Raw genomic sequence first — 22,503 nt, forward strand, 5'->3', positions numbered from 1 at the left:
GGGCGGCACCCGCACGCCGGGGGCGACCGCCCGAAAGGCTCAGATGAACGAGGGGCTCTCCCACGCGGACGGGTCCTCGGTCAGCTTGCGGACGGGCGCGGGCAGCTCCCCGGTGGAGATGTGCGCGAGCGTGACCTGCTCCAGGATCGAGCGCTCACTGGCGCGCAGCGCGATCCACACCTCCTGCAGCGAACGCGCCGGCCCCTCGTACCCCACGTGCTCGGGCCGTTCGCCACGCACGCCGAGCAGCGGACCGTCGATGGCGCGGATGATGTCGGCCAGCGAGATCTTCTCGGCCGGACGCGCCAGCCAGTAGCCGCCCTCGGGTCCCCGCTGGCTCCGGACGAGACCGGACCGGCGCAGCTGGCCGAGGATGTTCTCGAGGAATTTGGGCGGAATCTGCTGCGCCTCGGCGAGCTGCACCGCGGTCACCGGATGATTCCCGGCGACGGCCAGTTCGGCGGCGGCACGGAGCGCGTAGTCGACCCGGGCGGACAATCGCATGTAAGCATTATCCCTTGCCGATCGGACCACTCGGGTTCTTCGCACGTGAGCGCGGCGCGCCCGCCGGAACCGGGCTCTGAATCCGGCGGGCGCGCCGCGGGCCGGTCAGCCGGCGGAGGTGAGCCCCAGGATCTCCGCGGCGGCCTGGGCGTTGGCGGCGGCGGCGCCGTAGGTGGCCAGGTAGACGGCCGAGCCGGGGCGCCAGACGGGCAGGCCCATCTCCACCACGACGGTGTCGGGACGGGCCGTGAGCAGCGCCGTGGTGAGGGCGCGCTGGCCGGCGTGGCGGTGCGCGTCCCGCAGGACGACGATCAGGCCGCGTCCCTTGGCACGGTCCAGGACACCGTCCGCCGTCCCGTCCGCGCCGTCGGTCCGGACCGTGTCCGGCGCCCACGGGTGCAGACCCCACGGCGTCGGGCCGACCGCGATGTTGCCGGGTGACTCGGTCTCGACGACCAGCGGTGGCCGGTCCCAGCCTGGGAGCGCTCCCGTGACCTGGACGGCGCGGCGGGCGGCCGCCAGGCCGGCGGCACGGTCGACGACGCCGGGGCTGCGCCCGGCGAGCCACTCCCGGAGCCGCGCGGTGCGCTCCGCCGCGTCCGCCAGCCGGGCGAGCGGGAGCCGCCCGGTCCGGACGGCCTCGTCGATCGCGGCGAGCGTCGCCGCCACGGTCTCGGCGTGCTCGCGGGGGCCGAGGCACAGCAGGTCGGCGCCCGCGATGAGGGCCCGCACGGACGCCTCCGGGATGCCGATCGCGCCGCTCGCCCCCTCCATGTCGAGCGCGTCGGTGACGACCACGCCCCGGTAGCCGAGCCGCTCGCGGAGCAGGCCGGTGATCGCGTCGGGGGACAGGGTGGCGGGCACCCCGCGGGTGATCGCGGGCAGGTTGAGGTGCCCGGTCATCACCGCCCGGGTGCCGGCCTCGATCGCCGCCCGGAACGGGACCAGCTCGCGGCGGTCGAGCAGGTCCAGGTCGGCGTCGACGAGCGGGATCGCCAGGTGGGAGTCCTCCACCGTCGCGCCGTGGCCGGGGAAGTGCTTCGCGCAGGCGGCGACGCCCGCCTCCTGCGTGCCGGTGACGGACGCGGCGGCGTGCCGCGCGACGAGCCCGGGGTCGGAGCCGAACGAGCGGGTCCCGATGACCGGGTTGTCGTCGGCGGTGTTGACGTCCACCGACGGCGCGAAGTTGACGTTCACCCCGACCTCGGCCAGCTCGGCGCCCAGCGACCGGTAGATCCGCCTGGTCAGCTCCGGGTCGTCCACGGCGCCGAGCGCGGCGTTGCCCGGGTAGGGGCTGCCGGCCCGGTGGCCGCCGAGCCGGGTGACGTCGCCGCCCTCCTCGTCGATCGCGACGAACGGGTCGCCGGCCTTGCGCATCTGCGCGGTGAGCGCGGCCAGCGCCTCCGCGCTCGGCACGTTGCCGGTGAGGGCGAACAGCGTGACGCCGCCGAGGCCGGCCTCCAGCTCGTCCAGCAGCCAGCGCGGCGCGGTCGCCCCGGGGAAGGACGGGAGCAGCGTGCCGCGCGCCAGCCGGGCGATCTCCGCCGTGGTCGCGATGTCGTCGGTCGTCACCCCTTCACCGCCCCGGCGGTGAGGCCGGACACCATGCGGCGCTGGACCAGCAGGAAGAAGGCGATGACGGGAATGGTGAGCAGCGTGGACGCTGCCATGATGGGCCCCCAGGCGTTGCCGCTGCGGCCGAAGAAGAACTGCAGCATGATCGGCAGGGTGTACTTGTTCTGGTCGTCGAGGAACGTGAACGCGAAGATGAACTCGTTCCAGGCGGTGATGAAGGAGAAGATGCTGGTCGCCACCAGTCCGGGCGCGACGAGCGGGAGCATGACCCGGAAGAACGTCCGGACCGGGCCGGCGCCGTCGATGGCGGCGGCCTCCTCCAGCTCGCGCGGCACCGCGGCGACGAACCCGCGCAGCATCCAGATGGCGAACGGCACCGCGAAGCCGATGTAGACGATCGCGAGACCGGCCATGCTGTTCAGCAGGTCGAGCTTCTTCAGGTCGAGGAACAGCGGGATGACCAGCGCCTCGCACGGCACCATCTGCACCACCAGCAGCATGATCAGGAACGTGGTGCGGAACCGGAACCGGAAGCGGGCGACGGCGGTCGCGGCCATCAGCGCGAGCAGCCCGGACGCCAGCACGGTGACGAGCGCCAGGATCGCGCTGTTGCGGAAGTACTCCCAGAAGGAGACCTCGGCGATGCCGCCGTTCAGCACCAGGTCGAAGTGCGCCAGCGTCGGATGCGAGGGCAGCGGCTTCGGCGTCGTGCTGAAGATCTCGTTGTTGGGCTTGAACGCGGTGGACGCCATCCAGAAGACGGGGAAGACCGCGATCAGGAAGACGAGCAGCCCCGTCCCGTTCAGCAGCAGCCTGCGCGGCAGTGAGCGCTTCATCTCGTTTCCCCCTGCCGGACCATGACCCGCACGTACAGGGCGGTGACGACGAGCAGGATGAGGGTCAGCACGAGCGCGATGGCCGAGCCCATGCCGAGCTTCGGATTCAGCGAGCCGAACGCCTCGGAGTAGCCGTAGAGCGACAGGTTGAACGCGTCGCGGTTGGCCATCCCGGCCATGATGAACAGCTGCGTGAAGACCTTGAAGTCCCAGATGATCGACATGACGATCAGCACCAGGAAGATCGGCTTGAGCATCGGGTAGGTGAGGCTCCAGAAGGTCCGCCACGGGCCCGAGCCGTCCACGCGGGCCGCCTCGTACAGCTCGCCGGGGACGCTCTTCAGCCCGGCCAGCACGGACACGGCGACGAACGGGCACGCCTGCCAGACGACGCACACGGTGAGGACGGTGTAGGTGGACAGCGGTGTCGCGAACCAGTTGTAGTCGCTCCAGCCGCCCCCCACGAGGAAGTCGGGCAGCAGGTCCAGGCACCAGTTGACGAGCCCGCCGGTGGTGCCGAACAGCCAGCTGAAGATGATCGCGGCGGTGACGGGCGGGGTCGCCCAGGCGACCATCACGCCGCCGGCGACGAAGCCCGACATCTTCTTGCCGAGCTTGTTGAGCAGCAGCCCCACCAGCGTCCCGAGGACCAGGGTCAGGGTCACCGCGACGACGGCGAACAGCACCGTGTGCCGGAGGGTCTGCCAGAAGAACGGGTCGTTGAAGATCTTGTCGAAGTTCTCGGTCCCGACCGACTCGGCCGGCTCGCCGCGCAGCTGGCGGTTGCCGACCTTCTGGAACGACATGATCCCGATCTGGATCATCGGCCAGAACATCAGGACGGCGATCACGAGCACGGTCGGCGCGATCAGCAGGTAGGGCCCGAGGCGGGGCCGGCGGCGGGGCCGCGCCCGGCCGGAGGACCTCCGGCCGGGCGCTTTCCGCACCGCGGGGGCGGTGTCGAGCATGGGCGTTCCGATCAGCCGGGTACTACGGGTTCAGCAGGGTGTTGGCCTGGCCGTTCGCCTTCTTCATCTCCTCCTCGGCGGACTTGCCCTGCATGATCGCCTTGACCGTGTTCGGCAGCACCTTCTTGGCCTGCTCGAACTCGCCCCAGCCGGCGCTGATCGGCGGGAACTTGGTGTTGCCGGCGATCTGGGTGAAGATCTCCAGCTTCGGGTCGGAGAACGTCACGTCCGACCGCATGGACGAGAAGCCGCTGTAGTCGGCCCAGCCCTTGGCGTTCTTGGCGTTGTTCAGGACGGTGATGTAGTCGAAGGCCGCGTCCTTGGCCTTGCTGTCGTTCCAGACGGCGAGGTCGGAGCCGCCCGCCATGACCGGGGCGTTGCCGCCGGTCTTGCTCGGGATCGGGAAGACGCCCCACTTGCCGGCGTTCTTCTCCGAGACCTTCTTCATCTCCTTGAGCGCCCAGCTGCCGTCGATGTACATGCCGAGCTTGCCGAGGGCGAAGTCGCGCTGCGGGCCCTCCAGCTCGTTCTTGCCGACGTACTTCTCGGGCGCGACCTTCTCCGTGGTGACGAGGCCCGCGTAGTACTTCACCGCTTCGATCGCCTGGGGCTGGTCGAGCCGCCCCTTCCACTCGCCGCCCTGCTTGGCGGCCACATCGCCGCCGTTGCCCCAGATGAAGCTGAGCAGCGCGTTGGTCTGGTCGCTCGGGATGCCGATGCCGGGCACCTTCTTGGCGTCCTGCACCTTCTTCGCCGCGGCGGTGAGGTCGGCCCACGTCTTCGGCTGCTGGATGCCGAGGTCCTGGAACCAGTCCGTCCGGTACCAGACGCCGCGAACGCCGCCGTACCACGGCACCGCGTAGGTCTTCCCGTCCGCCTGGTCGTTGGCGAGCGCCGTCTTGTTCAGGGTCTTGCCGTCGGCCCAGCCCCCGAACTTGCCGGTGATGTCGGCCAGGCTGCCCTGCTCGATGTGCGACTGGACGTCGGTGTTGCCGAGCTCGGTGACGTCGGGGCCCTCGCCGCCGGCCGCGGCCTTCTGGAACGTGGTGGCGACCTGCGGCCACGGCACGTACTTGATCTGGACGTCGGTGTTCGGGTGCTTCTGCTTGAACTCGGTCTCGACGCCGTCGAGGAACTTCGTCTGCTCCGGTGTCCCGTCGCCCATCATCCAGACCTTGAGCTGCGCCGGGTCCTTGCCGGCGCCCGCGTCGTCCTTCTTGTCGCCGCCGCAGGCCGTGGCGGCCAGGGCGATCGCGGCCGCGGCGGCCGCAATCTTGATGTACTTCACTGGGGATCCTTTCCGGCATCGCCTCGCGCGGCCTTGTGGCCTGCGATGCGGGTGGAGCCGGTGGGACCCTTTAAGGTCCTGGCCATGCCCCACTCGCGTTCGCATCGGTCGCGGGCGCCCTGCTCGCCAGTCCGCGCTCTGCGCGCGCCCCCGGCCCGGGGTACCGGACCGGTCGGCGCTTGGGCGTAAACTAACAAGAAACTTTCCTAAACAAAACTGCTCGTTAGCGGATTGAGACATCAGGGGTGCCAGGATGGCAAGACGCCCGGGAACGCCGAGGCTGCTGCGTGAGCTCAACGACCGCGCGGCACTGGACCTGCTCGTCGAGCAGGGCCCGCTGACCCGCGCCCAGATCGGCGAGCACACCGGGTTGTCGAAGGTGACCGCGTCCCAGTTGCTGTCCAGGCTGGAGGAACGCGGGCTCGTGTCGGTCGTCGGGGAACAGGCGGGTGGACGAGGCCCGAACGCCGCACTCTATGCGGTCGTCCCGTCCAGCGCCTACGTCGCCGGCCTGGAGGTCGGGCCGGACGGGGTCACGGCGGGCGTCGCCGACATCACCGGGCACATCGTCGCCCAGGTCACGGTGGACCCGAACGGCGCCGACGACCCCGTGAAGATGGTGCACAGCGCCGTCGCCAAGGCGTGCCGCTCGGCCAAGGTCGCCGTGTCGAGGCTGAGCGCGTTCGTCATCGGGACGCCCGGTGTGGTCGACCCCCGCTCCGGCGACGTCCAGTTCTCCTTCGACCTGCCCGCCTGGCACGAGGGCGTCCTCGCCGCGCTGCGCACGGACCTGCGCCGTCCCGTCACCATCGAGAACGACGTCAACCTCGCCGCCATCGCCGAACGGGCGTACGGGGCCGCGCACGACGCCGACGACTTCGCCCTGATGTGGCTGGACCGCGGCATGGGCCTGTCGGTGATGCTGGGCGGCCGGCTGCACCGCGGCCGCTGGGGCGGCGCCGGCGAGATCGGCTACCTGCCCGTCCCGGGCGCGCCGCTGCCGCTCGGAGCCGCCCGCCGCGGGCCGGCGGACGAGGGCGTGACCGACTCGATGACCTGGGGAACGCCCACCCTCGCCGGCGGCTACGGGGCCCTCGTGGGCGCGGACGCCGTCCGCGCGCTCGCGCACGAGTACGGCGTCGCCGAGCCGACCGCCGTGGACTGCGTCCGCGCGGCCGCCGCCGACGAGACCCGCGGCGGCGCGTTCCTCGACGAGCTCGCCAACCGGATCTCCTACGGCGTCACCTCGGTCAACATCGTCCTGGACCCCGGGCTCGTGGTCCTGTCGGGCAATCTCGGCCGGGCCGGCGGGCCGCCCCTCGCCACCCGCATCGAGGAGATCGTCGGCCGGATCAGCCCGACCCGTCCCGCCGTCGCCGTGACCGGGGTGACGGGCAACCCCGTCCTGCGCGGCGCCCTGTACGCGGCGCTGGAGCAGGCCCGCGACGACGTCTTCTCGGCCGCGGGGGCGTCCTAGGAAGGCGCGTCCGCAGAAGCACCGAGCGCCCCCGCCGGGCGGCGGGGGCGCTCAGTGTTCGCCTGGCGGCGCGTTCCTCGTGCGTGTCACTTCGCGGCGGAAACCGCGACGGCGACCTGCTGTGGGCGGCGCCGCGGGTCGTTGAGCGCGCGGTCGATGACGGTCTGGCTGATGATCTGGCGCTTGCGCCGAAGTGCGGCGGCCTTCCGTGCCGTAGGTGTCATGGCGAAACCCCGTTCCGCGGTGACGCTTTCCCCTTTGGTCACCGCAAACCCCGTGAGGTCCTCATGCTCTCAAAGGAAGGGGGGCGAGGGGATCCGTCCGAGGAATGAGATCGAGGTCAGACCAACAGCGGAGGCCGTCCCTGAGGTCCCCGGGGGTGCGCGCTGGGATCATGGGGAACGCAGTCTCGTATCAGCCCGTTGGGGGAACCGTGAGCGACGAAACGAGGGGACGCCATGGCGCTGCGTGACCGGCTGCGCCGCCTCGTCCAGAAGCCGGGCAGCGTCGACCTGGCGCCGTTCCGCGCCGTGGTCGACGAGGCGGGAGCGCGCGAGTCCCGCGTCCGGAAGCTGCCGGACGCGGAGCTGACCGAGGCCGCGTCCGCCCTCCGCGAGACGGAGGACCTGGCGGAGCTGTGCGCGCTCGGCCGGGAGGCCGCCCGGCGGACGCTGGGGGAGCGGCCCTTCGACGTCCAGCTCGTCGGGACGCTCGCGCTGCTGTCCGGGCACGTCGCGGAGATGGCCACCGGCGAGGGCAAGACCCTGTCCGGGGCCCTGGCGGCGGCCGGATACGCGCTGCGCGGCCGCCGGGTCCACGTGATGTCGGTCAACGACTACCTGGCGCGCCGCGACGCCGAGTGGATGGGCCCGCTGTACGCGATGCTCGGGGTCTCGGCCGGCTGGGTCGGCCAGTCGTCGACGCCCGATGAGCGGCGCTCCGCCTACCGGGCCGACGTGACGTACGCGCCGGTCAGCGAGGTCGGCTTCGACCTGCTCCGGGACCGGCTCGTCACCGACGCCGCCGATCCCGTGCTGCCCGAGCCGTCCGTCGCGCTGATCGACGAGGCCGACTCGGTGCTGGTGGACGAGGCCATGGTCCCGCTCGTCCTCGCGGGCGCCGCCGACCTCGACGCCGCCGAACCCCAGTACGCCGACCTGGTGCGGCGGCTGCGCCCCGGGCTGCACTACGCCACCGACGACGAGGCGCGGAACGTCCAGCTCACCTCCGCCGGATCCCGGGAGGTGGAACGCGTCCTCGGGGTCGACCTGTACGCGCCCGAACGGCTCGGCGTCCTCACGGCGGTGAACGTCGCCCTGCACGCCGAGGTCCTGCTGCACCGCGACGTCGACTACATCGTCCGGGACGGCGCGGTGAAACTGATCAGCGGATCGCGGGGCCGGGTCGCCATGCTGCAGCGCTGGCCGGACGGCCTGCAGGCGGCGGTCGAGGCGAAGGAGGCCCTCGACGCGTCCCCGAGCGGCGAGATCCTCGACTCGATCACGGTCCAGGAGCTGATCGGGCGCTATCCCGTCCGGTGCGGCATGACCGGCACGGCGATGGCCGTCGCGGGGCAGCTCACGAAGTTCTACTCGCTGGAGATCGCCGTCGTCCCGCCGAACCGGCCGCGCGTGCGCGAGGACGAGCCCGACCGCCTCTACGCGACCACCGTCGACAAGGAGGTCGCGATCGTCGAGGAGATCGCCGCCGCGCACGCCGCCGGGCGGCCGGTGCTGGTCGGAACCGGCGACGTCGCCGAGTCCGAGCGGCTCGCGCGGCGCCTCGCCCGCACCGGGCTGGACCCGGTCGTCCTCAACGCCAAGAACGACGCCGAGGAGGCCGCGATCATCGCCGAGGCGGGGGCGCTCGGCGCGATCACCGTCTCCACGCAGATGGCCGGGCGCGGGACGGACATCCGCCTCGGCGGCAGCCCCTCCGCCGCGCCTGGCACCGCCCCGGCCGAGGCGGAGGGCACCGACCACGACCGGGTGGCGGCCGCCGGCGGCCTGCTGGTCATCGGGACGGGCCGCTACCACAGCAGCCGCCTGGACGACCAGCTCAGGGGGCGCGCGGGCCGCCAGGGAGACCCCGGCGGCTCGGTCTTCTTCACGAGCCTCCAGGACGACCTCGTCACCCGTTACGCCCCGGACGAGAACCAGGAAAAGGGCAAGACGTCGTCGGACGACGACGGGCGCGTCACCGACAAGGGCGCGCAATGGATCGTCGGTCACGCCCAGCGCGTCGCGGAGGGCGTCGACTTCGAACTGCACCGCAACACGTGGCGGTACAACCACCTCATCGGGCTGCAGCGGCAGGAACTGCTCGCCGAGCGCGAGGCCGTCCTGCGGGACGACGCCGCCGACCGGGCCATGACGGCGTCGGCCCCGGACCGGCATGCCGAGCTGACCAGGATCGCCGGTGCCGAGGCGGTGGCCGGCGCGGCCCGCCAGATCGTCCTGTACCAGCTGGACCGCTGCTGGGCCGAGCACCTCGCCTATCTCGCCGACCTGCGGGAGGGCATCCACCTGCGGTCGCTCGGCCGGGGCCTCGACCCGCTGACCGAGTTCCACCGGGAGGCGGTCCCGGCGGGCAAGCGCCTCCTCGCGGACGTGCGGAAACGGTCGGTGGCCGCGTTCGAGGCGCTCACGGCGTCCGAGGACGGCATCGACCTCGATTCCGCCGGACTGAAGCGCCCGTCGGCGACCTGGACCTACCTCGTTCACGACAACCCGTTCGGGTCCCTGGACGAACGGGCCCTGCGCGGCCTGATCAACATGTTCAAGGGCCGCCGCCGCTGAACGTCAGGAGCGGAGGCGGAGGCCGCGGGGGGTCGGGTGGAAGCCGGCCGCCTCCAGCGCCGCCGCCAGCGGGGAGTCGTTGATCGCCGCGCCGTCGGCGCGTTCGACGGTCAGCTTGCCGAGCGCCCCCTCGCGGACGGCGAGGGCCAGCGCGTCCACGGCCGGACGCAGGACGTCGGTGTCGTCGTCCCAGGTCAGGAGCGTTCGGCCGCCGCGCTCGACGTAGAGGACGAGGCGCCCCTCGACCAGCACCACGAGCGCGCCCGCCTTGCGGCCCGGTTTGTGGCCGCTGGCCACCTCGTCGTCGCGTTCCGGCCAGGGCAGGGCCGCGCCGTAAGGGTTGGCGGGGTCGGCGGCCGCCAGGACGAGTGCGCGGATGTCGGGCTTGCGCGGCGCCTCCCAGAGCGCCGAGATGTCGTCAGGGGCCGTGGCCGGGGCCGGACGGAGCGCGCGGAGCCGGTCGACGGCGCCCGGTAGCGCGAACTGCGCCGCCCCCAGACCCTCGACGAAGTAGCCGCGTCTGCACCGGCCGGTCTCCTCGAACGCGCGCAGGACCGGGTACACGGCGGAGAAACCGCCCGGGGTGCGCTCGGCCGCGACGGCGCCGCGTATGACGATGCCGTACCGCTCCAGAAGCGCCTCTGCGAGAGCGTGTGAACGCAGGGTCGCCGTGGATTCGCGTTCCGGGAGCGGCCACCATCGTCCGGCGACCGTGGGCGGACCCGTCCGGGACGGCAGGACGGGACGCCCCCGGCGTGTCGTCCGGGAACGGTGCGTCGGACGGCCGGAACCCAGCGCGGCCCTCAGCGGAGCCATCGTGTCGTTGGTGAGGTGCCCGGCCCAGACGAGGTCCCACACGGCGGTGGCGAGGTCGGCGTCATTGGCGGTGACGGTCTTGTTCACGCGGTCGGACAGCGTCCGGAAGAACAGCGCGCCGCCGTCGCCGAGGGAATCCAGGACGGCCTGGTGGACGGGCGTCAGCGTGATCTCCGCGGGTTCCGGCATGAGGAGCGGCGCGGTGTCGGCCAGGAACAGCGCCACCCAGCCGTCACCGCCTGGAAGCCCGCCCTGGCCCGCCCACACGACCTCGCCCGCGGACGTCAGCTCGTCCAGCATGGCCGGGGTGTAGCCGGGCACCCGCGACGGCAGGACCAGCGACTCCAGCGCCGACGCGGGGACGGCCGCGCCCTGGAGCTGCTCGATCGCCTGGACGAGCGCGTCGATGCCCCGCAGCCGCGACCCGCCCGAGATGCCGTGCCAGACCGGCAGGAAACGGCCGAGCGACTCGGGCGGCGACGGTTCCACCTCGGCGCGGAGGCGCGCGAGAGAACGGCGCCGCAGCGTCCGCAGCACCCCGGTGTCGCACCATTCGGTCGTCAGCGGGCCCGCCACGGCCTCGACGGGCAGGAACTCGCCCTCGACCACCCGCCCCGCGCCGGCCAGCCGGCGCAGGGTCTCGACCACCACGGCGACGCCCAGCCCGAACCGGGCGGCCGGCTCGCCGGCCCGGAACGGCCCGTGCGTGCGCGCGTACCGGGAGACCAGGTCGCCGAGCGGGTCGTCCACGGGCTCCAGGAACGCCTCCGGCACGCCCACGGGCAGCGGCGCGCCGAGCGCGTCCCGCAGCCGCCCGGCGTCCTCGATCGCGGCCCACCGCTCCTCCCCGGCGATCCGCACCCGGATCGCCCGCCTGGTCGCCTCCAGCTCCGCCAGCCACCGCGAAACCCCCACGAGCACCCCGTCGGGAACGGGATTCCCCGCCTGCGTGGCGCCTGCGGCGTCCGGCTCGGCGAGGCCGCGGCCGGCGGCGTCCGGGTGATCGCCGGTGTGGGCGGGCGTCTCCACACCGTCTGGGAGGCGCGGCGTCTCCTGGCCGGGCGGTCCGGTGCCAGCGGGGAGGGTGCGTTCGGCGGTCTCCGCGGTGGTGAGCGGGCCGAGGGCGCGGAGGAGGTCGGCGACGCCTTCCATGTCGCGGGCGCGGCGGTCGGCGGCGAGGCGCTGGAGTTCGCGTTCGGTCTCGGCGACGGCGTCCGGGTCGAGCAGCTCGCGGAGGTCGGCCTGGCCGAGCAGTTCGGCGAGAAGCGCCGAGTCGAGCGCGAGGGCCTGGGCGCGGCGTTCGGCGATGGGGGAGTCGCCCTCGTACATGAACGCGCCGATGTAGTGGAACAGCAGGGAACGCGCGTAGGGGGACGGCTCGGGCGTCTCCACCTCGACCATGCGAACCTTGCGTCCCGACAGGTCGCGCATGAGCTGCACCAGGCCGGGGACGTCGAACACGTCCTGCAGGCACTCGCGCATCGTCTCCAGCACGATCGGGAACGACGGGTACTTGCTCGCGACGGCCAGGAGTTGTGCCGCGCGCTGGCGTTGCTGCCAGAGCGGCATGCGCTTGTCGGGGCGGCGGCGGGGGAGCAGCAGCGAGCGCGCGGCGCACTCGCGGAACCGGGCGGCGAACAGGGCCGAACCGCCCAGCTCGTCCACGACGATGCGCTCGATGTCGTCGGCGTCGAAGACGGCGAGGTCGAGGCCGGGGGGCTCGTCCATGTCGGGGATGCGTATGACGATGCCGTCGTCGGCGTGCATGGCCTGCGCGTCGACGCCGTACCGTTCGCGCAGGCGGCCCGCGATGGCCAGCGCCCAAGGCGCGTGCACGCGCGCGCCCAGCGGCGAGTGGACGACCATGCGCCAGTCACCGAGTTCGTCGCGGAACCGTTCGATGACCATCGTGCGGTCGTCCGGGACGTGCCCGGTGGCCTCCCTCTGTTCGCTGAGGTACGAGACCAGGTTGACGGAGGCCCAGGCGTCCAGCCCGGCGGTGGTCACGCGTTGCTGTGCCTCTTCCGTGGGGAGGCTTGCCAGCTCGCGGGTGAACGAGCCGAGTGCGCGCCCCAGCTCCGCCGGACGCCCCAGGGTGTCGCCGTGCCAGAACGGCAGCTTGCCTGGCTGGCCGGGCGCGGGGGAGACGAGCACCCTGTCCGGCGTGATGTCCTCGATGCGCCATGAGCTGGCGCCGAGGACGAACACGTCGCCCACACGCGACTCGTAGACCATCTCCTCGTCGAGTTCCCCCACTCGGGCCCCTCCGGGGGCTCCGGGGGTCGTCCCCCGGGTGGACGGAGCCTCCCCGACGAGGAACACGCCGAACAGGCCGCGGTCCGGGATCGTCCCACCGCTGGTCACGGCGAGGCGTTGCGCTCCCGGACGGTCGCGCAGGACGCCGGTGACGCGGTCCCAGACCAGGCGGGGCCGGAGTTCGCCGAACTCGTCGCTGGGGTAGCGTCCGGCGAGCATGTCGAGGGACGCCTCCAGCGCGGACCGGGGGAGCGTGGCGTAGGGGGCGGCGCGCTTGACGAGGGATTCGAGGTCGTCGACCGTCCACTCGTCCATCGAGACCATCGCGACGATCTGCTGCGCGAGGACGTCCAGGGGATTGCGCGGGTACCGCAGTTCCTCGATCTCGCCGCCGCGCATGCGTTCGGCCACCACGGCCGTCTGGACGAGATCGCCCCGGTACTTGGGGAAGATGACGCCCTTGGACACGGCGCCGACCTGGTGACCGGCACGCCCCACACGCTGGAGGCCGTTGGCGACGGAGGGCGGCGACTCCACCTGGACGACCAGGTCGACCGCGCCCATGTCGATGCCCAGCTCCAGGCTGGACGTGGCCACGACCGCGGGGAGACGGCCCTCCTTCAGAGCGTTCTCGATGCCGGCCCGTTCCTCCTTGGAGACGGAACCATGGTGCGCCCTGGCGATTTCCAGAGGAGCGCCTCTGGCCGCACCCGCCTGGGCCATCGTCGCCGCGGGGGAGTGGTCTTCGGGCAGAGGATCACCGGTGGCGCGTTCGTAGGCGAGTTCGTTCAGCCGTCCGCACAGCCTTTCGGCCAGCCGCCGGGAGTTGGCGAACACCAGCGTCGAACGGTGCGCCTGGATGAGGTCGAGCAGGCGGTCCTCGACGTGCGGCCAGATGCTGCGCTGGCGGGGATCGGGCGCCCCGGAGTCGTCCACGAACTGCCCGACCTCGCCCATGTCCTCCACCGGGACGACGATGTCGAGGTCGAAGACCTTCTCGGAAGGCGGCTGGACGACCGCGGCCGGTCTCGGCCCGCCCAGGAACGCCGCCACCTCGCCGGTGGGACGGACAGTCGCCGACAGGCCGATGCGCTGGGCGGGCCGGTCGAGGAGCGCGTCCAGCCGTTCGAGGGAGAGCGCCAGGTGCGCGCCGCGCTTCGTGCCCGCCACCGCGTGCACCTCGTCCACGATGACGGTCTCCACGCCGCGCAGCGACTCGCGCGCCCGCGAGGTGAGGATCAGGAACAGCGACTCCGGCGTCGTGATCAGGATGTCCGGCGGTTTGACGGCGAGCCGGCGGCGCTCGTCGGCCGGCGTGTCGCCCGAGCGCATCCCGACGCGGACGCCGGGCTCGGGCAGGCCGAGGCGGCGCGCCGCATGGCGGATACCGGTCAGCGGAGCGCGCAGGTTGCGCTCGACGTCCACCGCGAGGGCCTTCAGCGGCGACACGTACAGGACGCGGCAGCGGCGCAGCGGCTCTTCGGGCGCGGTCTCGGTGGCGAGCCGGTCGAGGGACCACAGGAACGCCGCCAAGGTCTTGCCGGACCCGGTCGGCGCCACGACGAGCGTGTTCTCACCGCCGGCGATCGACTCCCATGCCCCGGACTGGGCGGGGGTGGGCGCGGCGAAGGCCCCGGTGAACCAGGCGCGGGTCGCCGGGGAGAATCGTTCGAGCACGTCACCGCCCATGGCGCCATAGTGCCTCGCGGGTCCGACAGAATGCCGCGGGGTGGCGCGCGTCACATTGTAAGCAAGCGCTTGTCCGGGCAGGGTCTACGGGTAGGACACGCTCCGCCAAGGGAGTCCCCGATGCCCTACGTCCTCCTCGCCCTCGGAATCCTGCTCGTCTTGGTCGCCGCCAACGCGCACGCTCCCCGGCACGATGCCGTGCTCGTCGCTCCGAGCTTCTTCCTCGGCTGGCTGACGATCGAGATGGCGCCGCATGTGCTCGTCCTCTGGGCCGCCGCCACGGCGGCCGTCGCCTCCTTCGGAGGGCTGGCCGGCTGGGCCGGCTGGGCCGGGCTCGCCTTGGCGATCCTCGGCATGGCTGGTGTCGCGGCCACTCTCGTCGCGTCGCGCCGTACGGTCGTCACCTTGCGGGACAGTGGTGCCCCTCTCGACCTCGACCCGGAGGGCGGACCACGCTATCCGCGCTCACATCTGGTCGTACCGCAGTTGTGCCTGATACCGCGCAAGGGCGTGCGGGTCGAACGCAACATCGTGTACCGGGAGGACGGACGGCTGCGCCTGAAGCTGGACGTCTTCCGTCCGGTGGGCGAGCGCACCGGCGACCTGCGTCCCGGGCTCATGCAGATCCACGGCGGCGCCTGGGTCATCGGCGACAAACGCGAGCAGGGGCTGCCGCTGCTCAACCACATGGCCGTCCAGGGATGGGTCGGCTTCAACGTCAACTACCGGCTCAGTCCCCGCGCCACCTGGCCGGAGCACTTGATCGACCTCAAGCACTTCGTCGCCTGGTACAAGGAGCACGCCGAGGAGTACGGGGCCGACCCCGACTTCCTGTGCGTGACAGGCGGCTCGGCCGGCGGGCACCTCACGGCGATGGTGGCGCTCACCGCGAACGTGCCGGAATTCCAGCCCGGCTTCGAAGACGCCGACACCAGCGTGCAGGGGGCCGTTCCGTTCTACGGCGTGTACAACCTCTTCGAGGCGGGACCTTGGCCTCGGCCCATGGGCGCCACGCATCTCCTGGAACGGATGGTGGTGAAGCAGCCCTTCGCGGAGAACCCGGAGGTGTACGCCAAGGCGTCCCCTGTCACGTACATCCGCGAGGACGCGCCGCCCTTCTTCGTCATTCACGGGAGCCGCGACTCGCTCATCCCCGTGGCGGAGGCACGCCGATTCGTGGCAGGCCTACGCGACGTCTCCACATCGCCGGTCATCTACGCCGAGATGAAGGGCGCCCAGCATGCATTCGACGTCTTCCCCTCCTACCGGACGGCCCGCGTCATCGAAGGCGTCGAGCGCTACCTGACGGGTCTGCACCGCCAGTACCGTCAGGGGGCCGCCCCTGCGGTCCCCGGCGAGGTCGCACAGTCCTTGGGAGAACCGTCCGTCGGATAGCGTGGACGTGTGCGGCTCACGGTTTTCTGGGATCGGATGAATCAGCAGTTCGGCGAGCGCTACGCCCAGAGCGTGGCCAAGGACTACGTCATGGCCGAACTGGACGGCCGCACAATCGAGCAGGCCCTTGCCGACGGTGAATCCGCCAAGAGGGTCTGGCAGGCCGTCGTCCACACCTTCGACGTCCCCTCCACCTTGCAGTAGGCGCGTCCGCTACAGCGGGATCCGGTGCGGGACGAACGACGACGTGTCGTCGGTGATGAGCCCGGAGGTCTCCCTGATGCCGATCCCGGCGGCCCCATCGTGGACCACCCACGCCCCCAGGACGGGATGCTCGCCGTCGAAGTCGGGCAGCGCGCAGAACTCCTGGAACACGAACCCCTCCGCGCCGTAGTCGCCCTGGGTCCGCTGCTCGGAGCCGTCCGGCGTGACGATGCGCATGCTCGCCCCCTCCCGTCCGAGCAGCGGCTTCTGGACGTAGGAGGTCAGGTTCGACGGCGTGTTCAGGTACGTCGGCAGCAGATTGGGGTGCCCGGGGAACAGCTCCCACAGCAGGACGAGGAGCGCCTTGTTGGACAGCACCATCTTCCAGATCGGCTCGATCCACGATGTGGACGTGTCCGGGATGCTGCGCCCGAACGGCTCCGCGACGACCCACTCCCACGGGTAGAGCTTGCACAGCGTCCCGATCTCACGCTCGTCCAGGTCGACGAACCTGGCGCCGGCGGAGTCCAAGCCGATGTCCTCCATGGCGATCGCCACGCCCGGCAGGCCCGCCTCCTCAGCGGTCTCCTGCATGTAGGCGATCGTCATGACCTCCTCGCCGGTCTCGTCACCGGTCGTCCAGGCGAAGTGAACCGGCCCGCCGTTCACGGCGGGGACGATCTCCTTCCACCGGGTCACGAGCCGTTCGTGGATGGAGTTCCACTGGTCGTCCCCAGGATGGGTGTCCTGCAGCCAGTACCACTGGACCACGGAGCTCTCGACCAGAGCGGTCGGTGTATCGGCGTTGTACTCCAGGAGCTTGGCGTCGCCGTGGCCGTCGTAGCGGAGGTCGAACCGGCCGTAGAGGTGCGGGTCACCGCGCCGCCACGACGCCTCGATGAGAGGCGCTACCCAGTCGGGGATGCCGAGGACGTGGTAGCGGCCGGTGGAGACGACGTGCTCCACCACCTCCAGGCACATCCGGTGCAGTTCCTCGACGACCCCTTCCAGCGCGAGGACCTCGTCCATTTCGAAGACGTAGTGCACGGACTCGTCCCAGTACGGCCGGGTCAGATGCTCGGGGTGCGCGGTGCGGTGGAAGGCCAGGCCGTGCGCCTCGACCTTCTCCGCCCAGCCGTCGCGCGGGGTGGAACGGACTCGGCGCATCGGTCAGCTCCCGCTCCGGCCGCCGCCGCCGAACCCGCCCCGGCTCAGCGTCCGCCCGCCACTGGACTTGATCTTTCCGTCGGGACGGTACCTGCTGCCGCCCGACACGAAGCCGGAGTTGCTCTTCCCGCCGTAGTACCAGAAGTAGCGGCCGTAGGAGGGGGAGCCGCTGTCGATGTCGCCGGTGTCGCAGTTGCCGTCCGGGACGACCTTGTAGCCGCTCTTGCCCTTGGCCGGCTCGTTCCGGTCGACGCACCTTGCCGTGGTCGAACCGGAACCGCAGGCGACGAGGGTCAACGACAGCGCGCTCACCATCCCCACCTTCACGGCGCGGGAGCTGAGCCGGCGAGTGGGCTCCTGTGGGGGCAAGAGAATTCGTCCTTCTCATGTGGGGGCGCGCTACGGCCCAAGGCCATCGCTCATAAGACGACGAAAACCCTAATCCGGTTCAGCAGCACACCGCGTCGCGCGGGTGTGTCAGTCCGGCACGGGGAGATGCGCGTAGAGGTCCATCGCGTCCACGGACGATGGCAGGTCGCTGACCTGGCCGTCGCCGACCTCCACGACTCGCCAGGCGCCGTCCGTGCGGCGTGCCAGATCGGTGGTGATGAACCTGCAGCCCAGCACGCGGACGGCCGGGGCCACCGCGTCCAGGTCCGGATCGGGTTCCACGCCAGGGCTGTCCGGGTGCGGGCCCACCAGCACGGGCTCGCCGTCCACCCACCACACGCGTGCTTCGCCCTCACCGTCGTACTGCTCGAACTCGCGGACTACGAGACCGCCCGCCAGATGGTCGTCCCGCAGCGCCACCATCTTGGCCGCGACGTCGTGCAGGCGCGGGAGGTTCTTCACGTCGGGGACGAAGCACGCCTCCTCCCACTCGTGCTTGCACGACTTCACGTAGTCCTTGACCACGCCGGGCCCGCTGCGCAGAGGCTTGACGAGCTCCCCCAGCTCGTTGAGATCCCCGGGGTCCTGCCCGGTGCCAAGGGGACGCCACACGCTGTGCGGGGTCAGTCCCGCGAACGTGTCGTGCCAGCCGGGCAGCTCATGCGCGCGGCGGTAGTCGTCCGGATGCGTGAGCAGGATCGTCCCGCGCTGCTTCAGGGCGGCGGCCATCGCGCCGTACTCGTCCGCCGAGACCATCCAGCCGCGATACCAGACGGGACCCAGGCCGGAGGGCACCGCCTCCACGGCGTCGTCCACGTCGCCGCGCCGCAGCGCGTCGTGGTCGATCAGGGCGATCTCGCCGTAATGGTCCCGCACGGCCGCGGCTTCACGGGCGAAGTGCGGGTCAACGCGCCGGGGGTGGATCGGATCGACGCAGAAGAGGACGGTCAGCGTCATGATTGGAACCCTCCGTCGACGTCGCCAGCGTACGGGGTCGGGACCAGGGAGCGCACGGAGATTCCACCCCAAATCGAGGTACGAGACGATGATCGAACGGATGTTCGGTAAGCTGGTCGCGGCCGGCGGCGTCATCCACAATCCGCGCCGGGCTCGAAAAGTGTCGGTGGCCCGCCGTAACGTCGCCCTCGACATCGCAAACAGCGGCCGAGAGCCGACATCACGACCGTAAGGACATCTCAATGGCAGCGAACGACCGGGAGAAGGCTCTCGAGACCGCACTCGCCCAGATCGAGCGCCAGTTCGGCAAGGGATCGGTCATGCGGATGGGCGAGGAGGCGCGGGCGCCCGTCGAGGTGATCCCCACCGGCGCGATCGCCCTCGACATCGCGCTCGGCATCGGCGGCCTGCCCCGCGGCCGCGTCGTCGAGGTGTACGGCCCCGAGGGCTCCGGCAAGACCACCGTCGCACTCCACGCCGTGGCGAGCGTGCAGAAGAAGGGCGGCATCGCCGCGTTCGTCGACGCCGAGCACGCGCTCGACCCCGAGTACGCCGCCAAGCTCGGCGTCGACATCGACGCCCTGCTGGTCTCCCAGCCCGACACCGGCGAGCAGGCCCTGGAGATCACCGACATGCTGATCCGCTCCGGCGCGATCGACATCGTCGTCATCGACTCCGTCGCCGCGCTCGTCCCGCGCGCCGAGATCGAGGGCGAGATGGGCGACAGCCACGTCGGCCTCCAGGCCCGCCTCATGTCGCAGGCCCTGCGCAAGCTCACCGGCGCGATCAACCAGACCAAGACCACCGCCATCTTCATCAACCAGCTCCGCGAGAAGGTCGGCGTCATGTTCGGCTCCCCGGAGACGACCACCGGCGGCCGGGCGCTGAAGTTCTACGCCTCCGTCCGCCTCGACGTCCGCCGGATCGAGACCCTCAAGGACGGCACCGAGGCCGTCGGCAACCGCGTCCGCGTCAAGGTCGTCAAGAACAAGATGGCCCCGCCGTTCCGCGTCGCCGACTTCGACCTGCTCTACGGCCAGGGCATCAGCCGCGAGGGCGGCCTGATCGACCTCGGCGTGGAGCACGGCTTCGTCCGCAAGTCCGGCGCCTGGTACACCTACGACGGCGACCAGCTCGGCCAGGGCAAGGAGAACGCCCGCAACTTCCTCAAGGCCAACCCCGACATGGCCGACGGCATCGAGAAGAAGATCAAGGAGAAGCTGGGCATCGGCCCGAAGGTCGACAAGGAGGCCGAGCCCGCCGCCGCCCCGGACGCCACGCCCGAGCCCCCCGCGGCGGCCCCCGCCAAGAGCGCCGGCAGGAAGACCGCCAAGGCCAAGCCGGGTGATTCCTGACCGAGAATCCCCCGATAAGGGTGACTCTTGACGAAGAGTAAGCAATGATCTCGTATGCAGGGCGGCGGCGCCTTACCCGGCACCGCGCGATCGGTGCACGGACCTTCCCCGATGGCGCCGCCGCTCCCACGGCCTCACCCGCCCGTGCCGGGCAGAGGCCGCCGCCCGCTCGCCCCGCGGGCGCTGAACGAGGCGGGGGCCCATGACGAGGGCCTCACGTGACGGCGGAGATGAGGGCACTCCTCCCGACCCCGAGGCGAAGGCTCGGGAGACCTGCCTGCGCCTGCTGTCCGCGTCGCCGCGCACACGCGCGCAACTGGCGGACGCGCTGCGCCGCAGGAACATCCCCGACGAGGTCGCCGAACGGGTCCTCGGCCGTTTCACCGACGTCGGCCTCATCGACGACGAGGCGTTCGCCCAGGCATGGGTCCAGTCCCGGCACACCGGGCGCGGCCTCGCCAAGCGCGCCCTCGCCGCCGAACTCCGCCGCCGCGGCGTGGCCGACGACACCGTCAACGACGCCGTGGAGTCCCTCGACCCCGCTCAGGAGGAGCACACCGCCCGCGCCCTGGTGACCCGCAAGCTCCCCGCCACACGGGGCGCCGACCCCGCCAAGCGCATGCGCCGCCTGGTGGGCATGCTCGCCCGCAAGGGCTACCCGCCCGGCCTCGCCTACCGGGTCGTCAAGGAGGCCCTCGCGGAAGAGGGCGCCGATCTCGAAGCCGTCCCCGACCCCGCGGACCCCTTCGACTGACCCCGCGACCCGCGCGCCCGAGGCGCGACACGCCGGGGTTGCGAGCCGGGTGACCGGGTGGTGATTTTTTTCCGGACTCTGACGGGGACGCGATGCCGCAGGTCGCGGCGGGGGCGGACGGTCAGGGTGGGCGGTAAGGAAGGACTCACGCCGACGTTCGGTTAGTCCGGAATGCCCGTCGTTTGCTTGCTCATTACCTCTATGCCGCTTACCGTTACGGCAGTGAGGAGTTACTCCGCGTCTCGCGGATTGCCATACGACCGAGCACGTTCCAGCAGCTGAGAGGCATAAAGGACAGGTTCGTCGACCGGATTCGGCCGGATCGCCGGGGGCGCGCCGCGCGCGGCCCCGTGATGTCGTGCATCCGCGCGCGAGTAAATCCTCGCTAGGCAGGGCCCCGCACTCCGGACGGGCCCGCGGCGAGGAAGGATCTGCCTCATGGAGAGCGTCCTGCTGGGTGCAGCGCTGCTGGTGACCCTGGTCGCTCTCGTGATCGTCATCCTGTGGCGTCCCGGCATGCCCGGCAAGGCCGCGGCGGAGATCGCCCGCGCGCAGAGCGAGGCCGACGAGATCAGGGCGAAGGCCGGGCAGGAGGCGCAGGACGTCCTGGAGGACGCCGAGCGGGAGGCGCAGCGGATCGCCGCCACCGCCCGCGCGGAACTCGACGCCGAGGGCCGCCTCCTCCGCGACGATCTGCGGACCGTCCGGGAGGACCTGGAGCGCCGGGAGGCGCGGCTCGCGGAGCGGGAGCAGCGGCTGGACGGCGAGGTGCGGCGCCTGGAGGAGTGGCAGGGGCGGCTCGCCGAGACCAAGAAGGCGCTCGAAACCCGCAAGGAGGAGCTGGCCGGCGTCGCGGACGAGCGGCGCAAGGTCCTGGAGCAGGCGGCCGGGCTCACCGCGGAGCAGGCCAAGGGCGAGCTGGTCGCGGCGATCGAGAACCAGGCCAAGCGGGAGTCCATCCCGATCGTCCGCGAGATCGAGAACACGGCGCGGGCGGAGGGCGAGAAGCGCGCCCGCAAGATCGTGACGCTGGCGATCCAGCGGGTCGCGAGCGAGCAGACGGCCGAGTCGGTCGTGTCGGTGCTGCATCTGCCGAGCGATGAGATGAAGGGCCGCATCATCGGCCGCGAGGGGCGCAACATCCGCGCGTTCGAGACGACGACCGGCGTCAACCTGATCATCGACGACACGCCCGAGGCGGTGCTGCTGAGCTGTTTCGACCCGGTGCGGCGGGAGGTCGGGCGGCTCACGCTGGAGAAGCTCGTCCTCGACGGCCGCATCCATCCGCAGCGCATCGAGGAGATCTACGAGCGCAGCAAGAGCGACGTGGAGCAGCTGTGCGTCCGGGCCGGTGAGGACGCCCTGGTCGAGGTGGGCATCGCCGACATGCACCCGGAGCTGATCGCGCTGCTCGGGCAGCTGCGGTACCGGACGTCCTACGGGCAGAACGTGCTGAAGCACCTGATCGAGTCCGCGCACATCGCGGGGGTCATGGCGAGCGAGCTGCGGCTCCCGGTGGAGGTCGCCAAGCGGTGCACGCTCCTGCACGACATCGGCAAGGCGCTCACCCACGAGGTGGAGGGCAGCCACGCGCTGATCGGCGCCGAGATCGCCCGCCGCTACGGCGAGGACGAGGACGTCGTCCACGCGATCGAGGCGCACCACAACGAGGTCGAGGTCCGGACGGTCGAGGCCGTCCTGACCCAGGCCGCGGACGCCGTGAGCGGCAGCCGGCCGGGCGCGCGCAGGGAGTCTCTGGAGGCCTACGTCAAGCGGCTCGAACGGCTTGAGGAGATCGCCCGCGCCAAGCACGAGGGCGTGGAGAAGGTCTTCGCGATGCAGGCCGGCCGAGAGATCCGCGTGATGGTCAAGCCCGAAGCGGTCGACGACATCCAGGCGCAGGTGATCGCCCGCGACATCGCCAAGCAGGTCGAGGACGAGCTGACCTACCCGGGCCAGATCCGCGTCACCGTCGTCCGCGAATCCCGGGCGATCGAGTTCGCCCGCTGAAGTTCAGGGACACGTCTGGCATTCGCCACCTCCCGCCGTGATGATCAAGGCATTCGCCGGCGGG

Annotated in this window: 18 protein-coding genes; 8 read left to right on the forward strand and 10 right to left on the reverse strand. The window is 71.6% G+C overall.

What is annotated here, in order from left to right:
* Positions 1 to 39: 39 nt before the first annotated feature.
* The 5 genes from ACQPZP_RS13865 to ACQPZP_RS13885 all read right to left on the reverse strand — a co-directional run bounded on the left by ACQPZP_RS13865 (position 40) and on the right by ACQPZP_RS13885 (position 5,171).
* Positions 40 to 504 carry an RrF2 family transcriptional regulator gene (locus ACQPZP_RS13865; RefSeq protein ID WP_433478019.1) on the reverse strand — a complete coding sequence of 155 codons (465 nt, stop codon included), beginning with the start codon at positions 502 to 504 and terminating at the stop codon, positions 40 to 42.
* 105 nt (positions 505 to 609) lie between these two features.
* Positions 610 to 2,076, reverse strand: a complete 1,467-nt coding sequence (locus ACQPZP_RS13870) for a glycoside hydrolase family 3 protein (protein WP_433478020.1) — start codon at positions 2,074 to 2,076, stop codon at positions 610 to 612.
* Positions 2,073 to 2,915 carry a carbohydrate ABC transporter permease gene (locus ACQPZP_RS13875; RefSeq protein ID WP_433478021.1) on the reverse strand — a complete coding sequence of 281 codons (843 nt, stop codon included), beginning with the start codon at positions 2,913 to 2,915 and terminating at the stop codon, positions 2,073 to 2,075. Before ACQPZP_RS13875 ends, ACQPZP_RS13870 begins: the two co-directional genes overlap by 4 nt.
* Positions 2,912 to 3,883 carry a carbohydrate ABC transporter permease gene (locus ACQPZP_RS13880; protein WP_433478022.1) on the reverse strand — a complete coding sequence of 324 codons (972 nt, stop codon included), beginning with the start codon at positions 3,881 to 3,883 and terminating at the stop codon, positions 2,912 to 2,914. The genes ACQPZP_RS13875 and ACQPZP_RS13880 overlap by 4 nt, the downstream gene beginning before the upstream one ends.
* 22 nt (positions 3,884 to 3,905) lie before the next feature.
* A complete protein-coding gene (locus ACQPZP_RS13885) occupies positions 3,906 to 5,171 on the reverse strand; it encodes an extracellular solute-binding protein (RefSeq protein ID WP_433478023.1) in 1,266 nt (421 codons plus the stop codon).
* A 253-nt stretch (positions 5,172 to 5,424) separates the two neighbouring features.
* Between ACQPZP_RS13885 and ACQPZP_RS13890 the strand changes: the two genes are divergently transcribed.
* A complete protein-coding gene (locus tag ACQPZP_RS13890) occupies positions 5,425 to 6,648 on the forward strand; it encodes an ROK family transcriptional regulator (RefSeq protein ID WP_433478024.1) in 1,224 nt (407 codons plus the stop codon).
* 86 nt (positions 6,649 to 6,734) lie between these two features.
* Here the strand turns inward: ACQPZP_RS13890 and ACQPZP_RS13895 are convergent, their stop codons facing one another.
* Positions 6,735 to 6,872: a hypothetical protein gene (locus ACQPZP_RS13895; RefSeq protein WP_433478025.1), complete on the reverse strand. Its 138-nt coding sequence runs from the start codon at positions 6,870 to 6,872 to the stop codon at positions 6,735 to 6,737.
* 234 nt (positions 6,873 to 7,106) lie between these two features.
* On the opposite strand from ACQPZP_RS13895, the gene secA2 reads away from it, so the two are divergent.
* The gene (gene secA2 / locus ACQPZP_RS13900; RefSeq protein WP_433478026.1) at positions 7,107 to 9,446 is read left to right on the forward strand and encodes an accessory Sec system translocase SecA2; all 2,340 of its coding nucleotides are present in this window, start codon (positions 7,107 to 7,109) and stop codon (positions 9,444 to 9,446) included.
* 3 nt (positions 9,447 to 9,449) lie between these two features.
* On the opposite strand, the gene ACQPZP_RS13905 is transcribed toward secA2, so the two are convergent.
* On the reverse strand, positions 9,450 to 14,207 hold the full coding sequence (locus tag ACQPZP_RS13905; protein ID WP_433478027.1) for an Lhr family helicase: 4,758 nt from the start codon (positions 14,205 to 14,207) through the stop codon (positions 9,450 to 9,452).
* A gap of 120 nt (positions 14,208 to 14,327) precedes the next feature.
* Between ACQPZP_RS13905 and ACQPZP_RS13910 the strand changes: the two genes are divergently transcribed.
* Positions 14,328 to 15,602, forward strand: coding sequence for an alpha/beta hydrolase fold domain-containing protein (locus ACQPZP_RS13910; protein WP_433478028.1), 1,275 nt, complete (start codon positions 14,328 to 14,330; stop codon positions 15,600 to 15,602).
* 9 nt (positions 15,603 to 15,611) lie between these two features.
* Positions 15,612 to 15,806 carry a DUF3046 domain-containing protein gene (locus ACQPZP_RS13915; protein WP_433478029.1) on the forward strand — a complete coding sequence of 65 codons (195 nt, stop codon included), beginning with the start codon at positions 15,612 to 15,614 and terminating at the stop codon, positions 15,804 to 15,806.
* Positions 15,807 to 15,815: 9 nt separating this feature from the next.
* Here the strand turns inward: ACQPZP_RS13915 and ACQPZP_RS13920 are convergent, their stop codons facing one another.
* The 3 genes from ACQPZP_RS13920 to ACQPZP_RS13930 all read right to left on the reverse strand — a co-directional run bounded on the left by ACQPZP_RS13920 (position 15,816) and on the right by ACQPZP_RS13930 (position 18,320).
* Positions 15,816 to 16,973 carry a glutathionylspermidine synthase family protein gene (locus tag ACQPZP_RS13920; RefSeq protein WP_433478030.1) on the reverse strand — a complete coding sequence of 386 codons (1,158 nt, stop codon included), beginning with the start codon at positions 16,971 to 16,973 and terminating at the stop codon, positions 15,816 to 15,818.
* A gap of 3 nt (positions 16,974 to 16,976) precedes the next feature.
* Complete coding sequence (locus tag ACQPZP_RS13925; RefSeq protein WP_433478031.1) at positions 16,977 to 17,342, reverse strand: hypothetical protein; 366 nt, start codon at positions 17,340 to 17,342, stop codon at positions 16,977 to 16,979.
* A gap of 108 nt (positions 17,343 to 17,450) precedes the next feature.
* A complete protein-coding gene (locus tag ACQPZP_RS13930) occupies positions 17,451 to 18,320 on the reverse strand; it encodes an ATP-grasp domain-containing protein (protein ID WP_433478032.1) in 870 nt (289 codons plus the stop codon).
* A gap of 88 nt (positions 18,321 to 18,408) precedes the next feature.
* On the opposite strand from ACQPZP_RS13930, the gene ACQPZP_RS13935 reads away from it, so the two are divergent.
* The 4 genes from ACQPZP_RS13935 to rny all read left to right on the forward strand — a co-directional run bounded on the left by ACQPZP_RS13935 (position 18,409) and on the right by rny (position 22,439).
* Positions 18,409 to 18,552 (forward strand): hypothetical protein, encoded by a 144-nt coding sequence (locus ACQPZP_RS13935; protein ID WP_433478033.1) that lies wholly within the window; start codon positions 18,409 to 18,411, stop codon positions 18,550 to 18,552.
* A gap of 10 nt (positions 18,553 to 18,562) precedes the next feature.
* Entirely contained in the window at positions 18,563 to 19,675 is a 1,113-nt protein-coding gene (gene recA, locus ACQPZP_RS13940; RefSeq protein WP_433478034.1) for a recombinase RecA, read from the forward strand.
* Positions 19,676 to 19,877: 202 nt separating this feature from the next.
* Entirely contained in the window at positions 19,878 to 20,429 is a 552-nt protein-coding gene (recX, locus tag ACQPZP_RS13945; protein WP_433478035.1) for a recombination regulator RecX, read from the forward strand.
* A 450-nt stretch (positions 20,430 to 20,879) separates the two neighbouring features.
* Positions 20,880 to 22,439, forward strand: coding sequence for a ribonuclease Y (gene rny / locus ACQPZP_RS13950; RefSeq protein ID WP_433479605.1), 1,560 nt, complete (start codon positions 20,880 to 20,882; stop codon positions 22,437 to 22,439).
* Positions 22,440 to 22,503: the final 64 nt, after the last annotated feature.

The organism is Spirillospora sp. CA-142024 (assembly GCF_050942325.1).
In the GTDB taxonomy this organism is placed as follows: Bacteria; Actinomycetota; Actinomycetes; order Streptosporangiales; family Streptosporangiaceae; genus Spirillospora.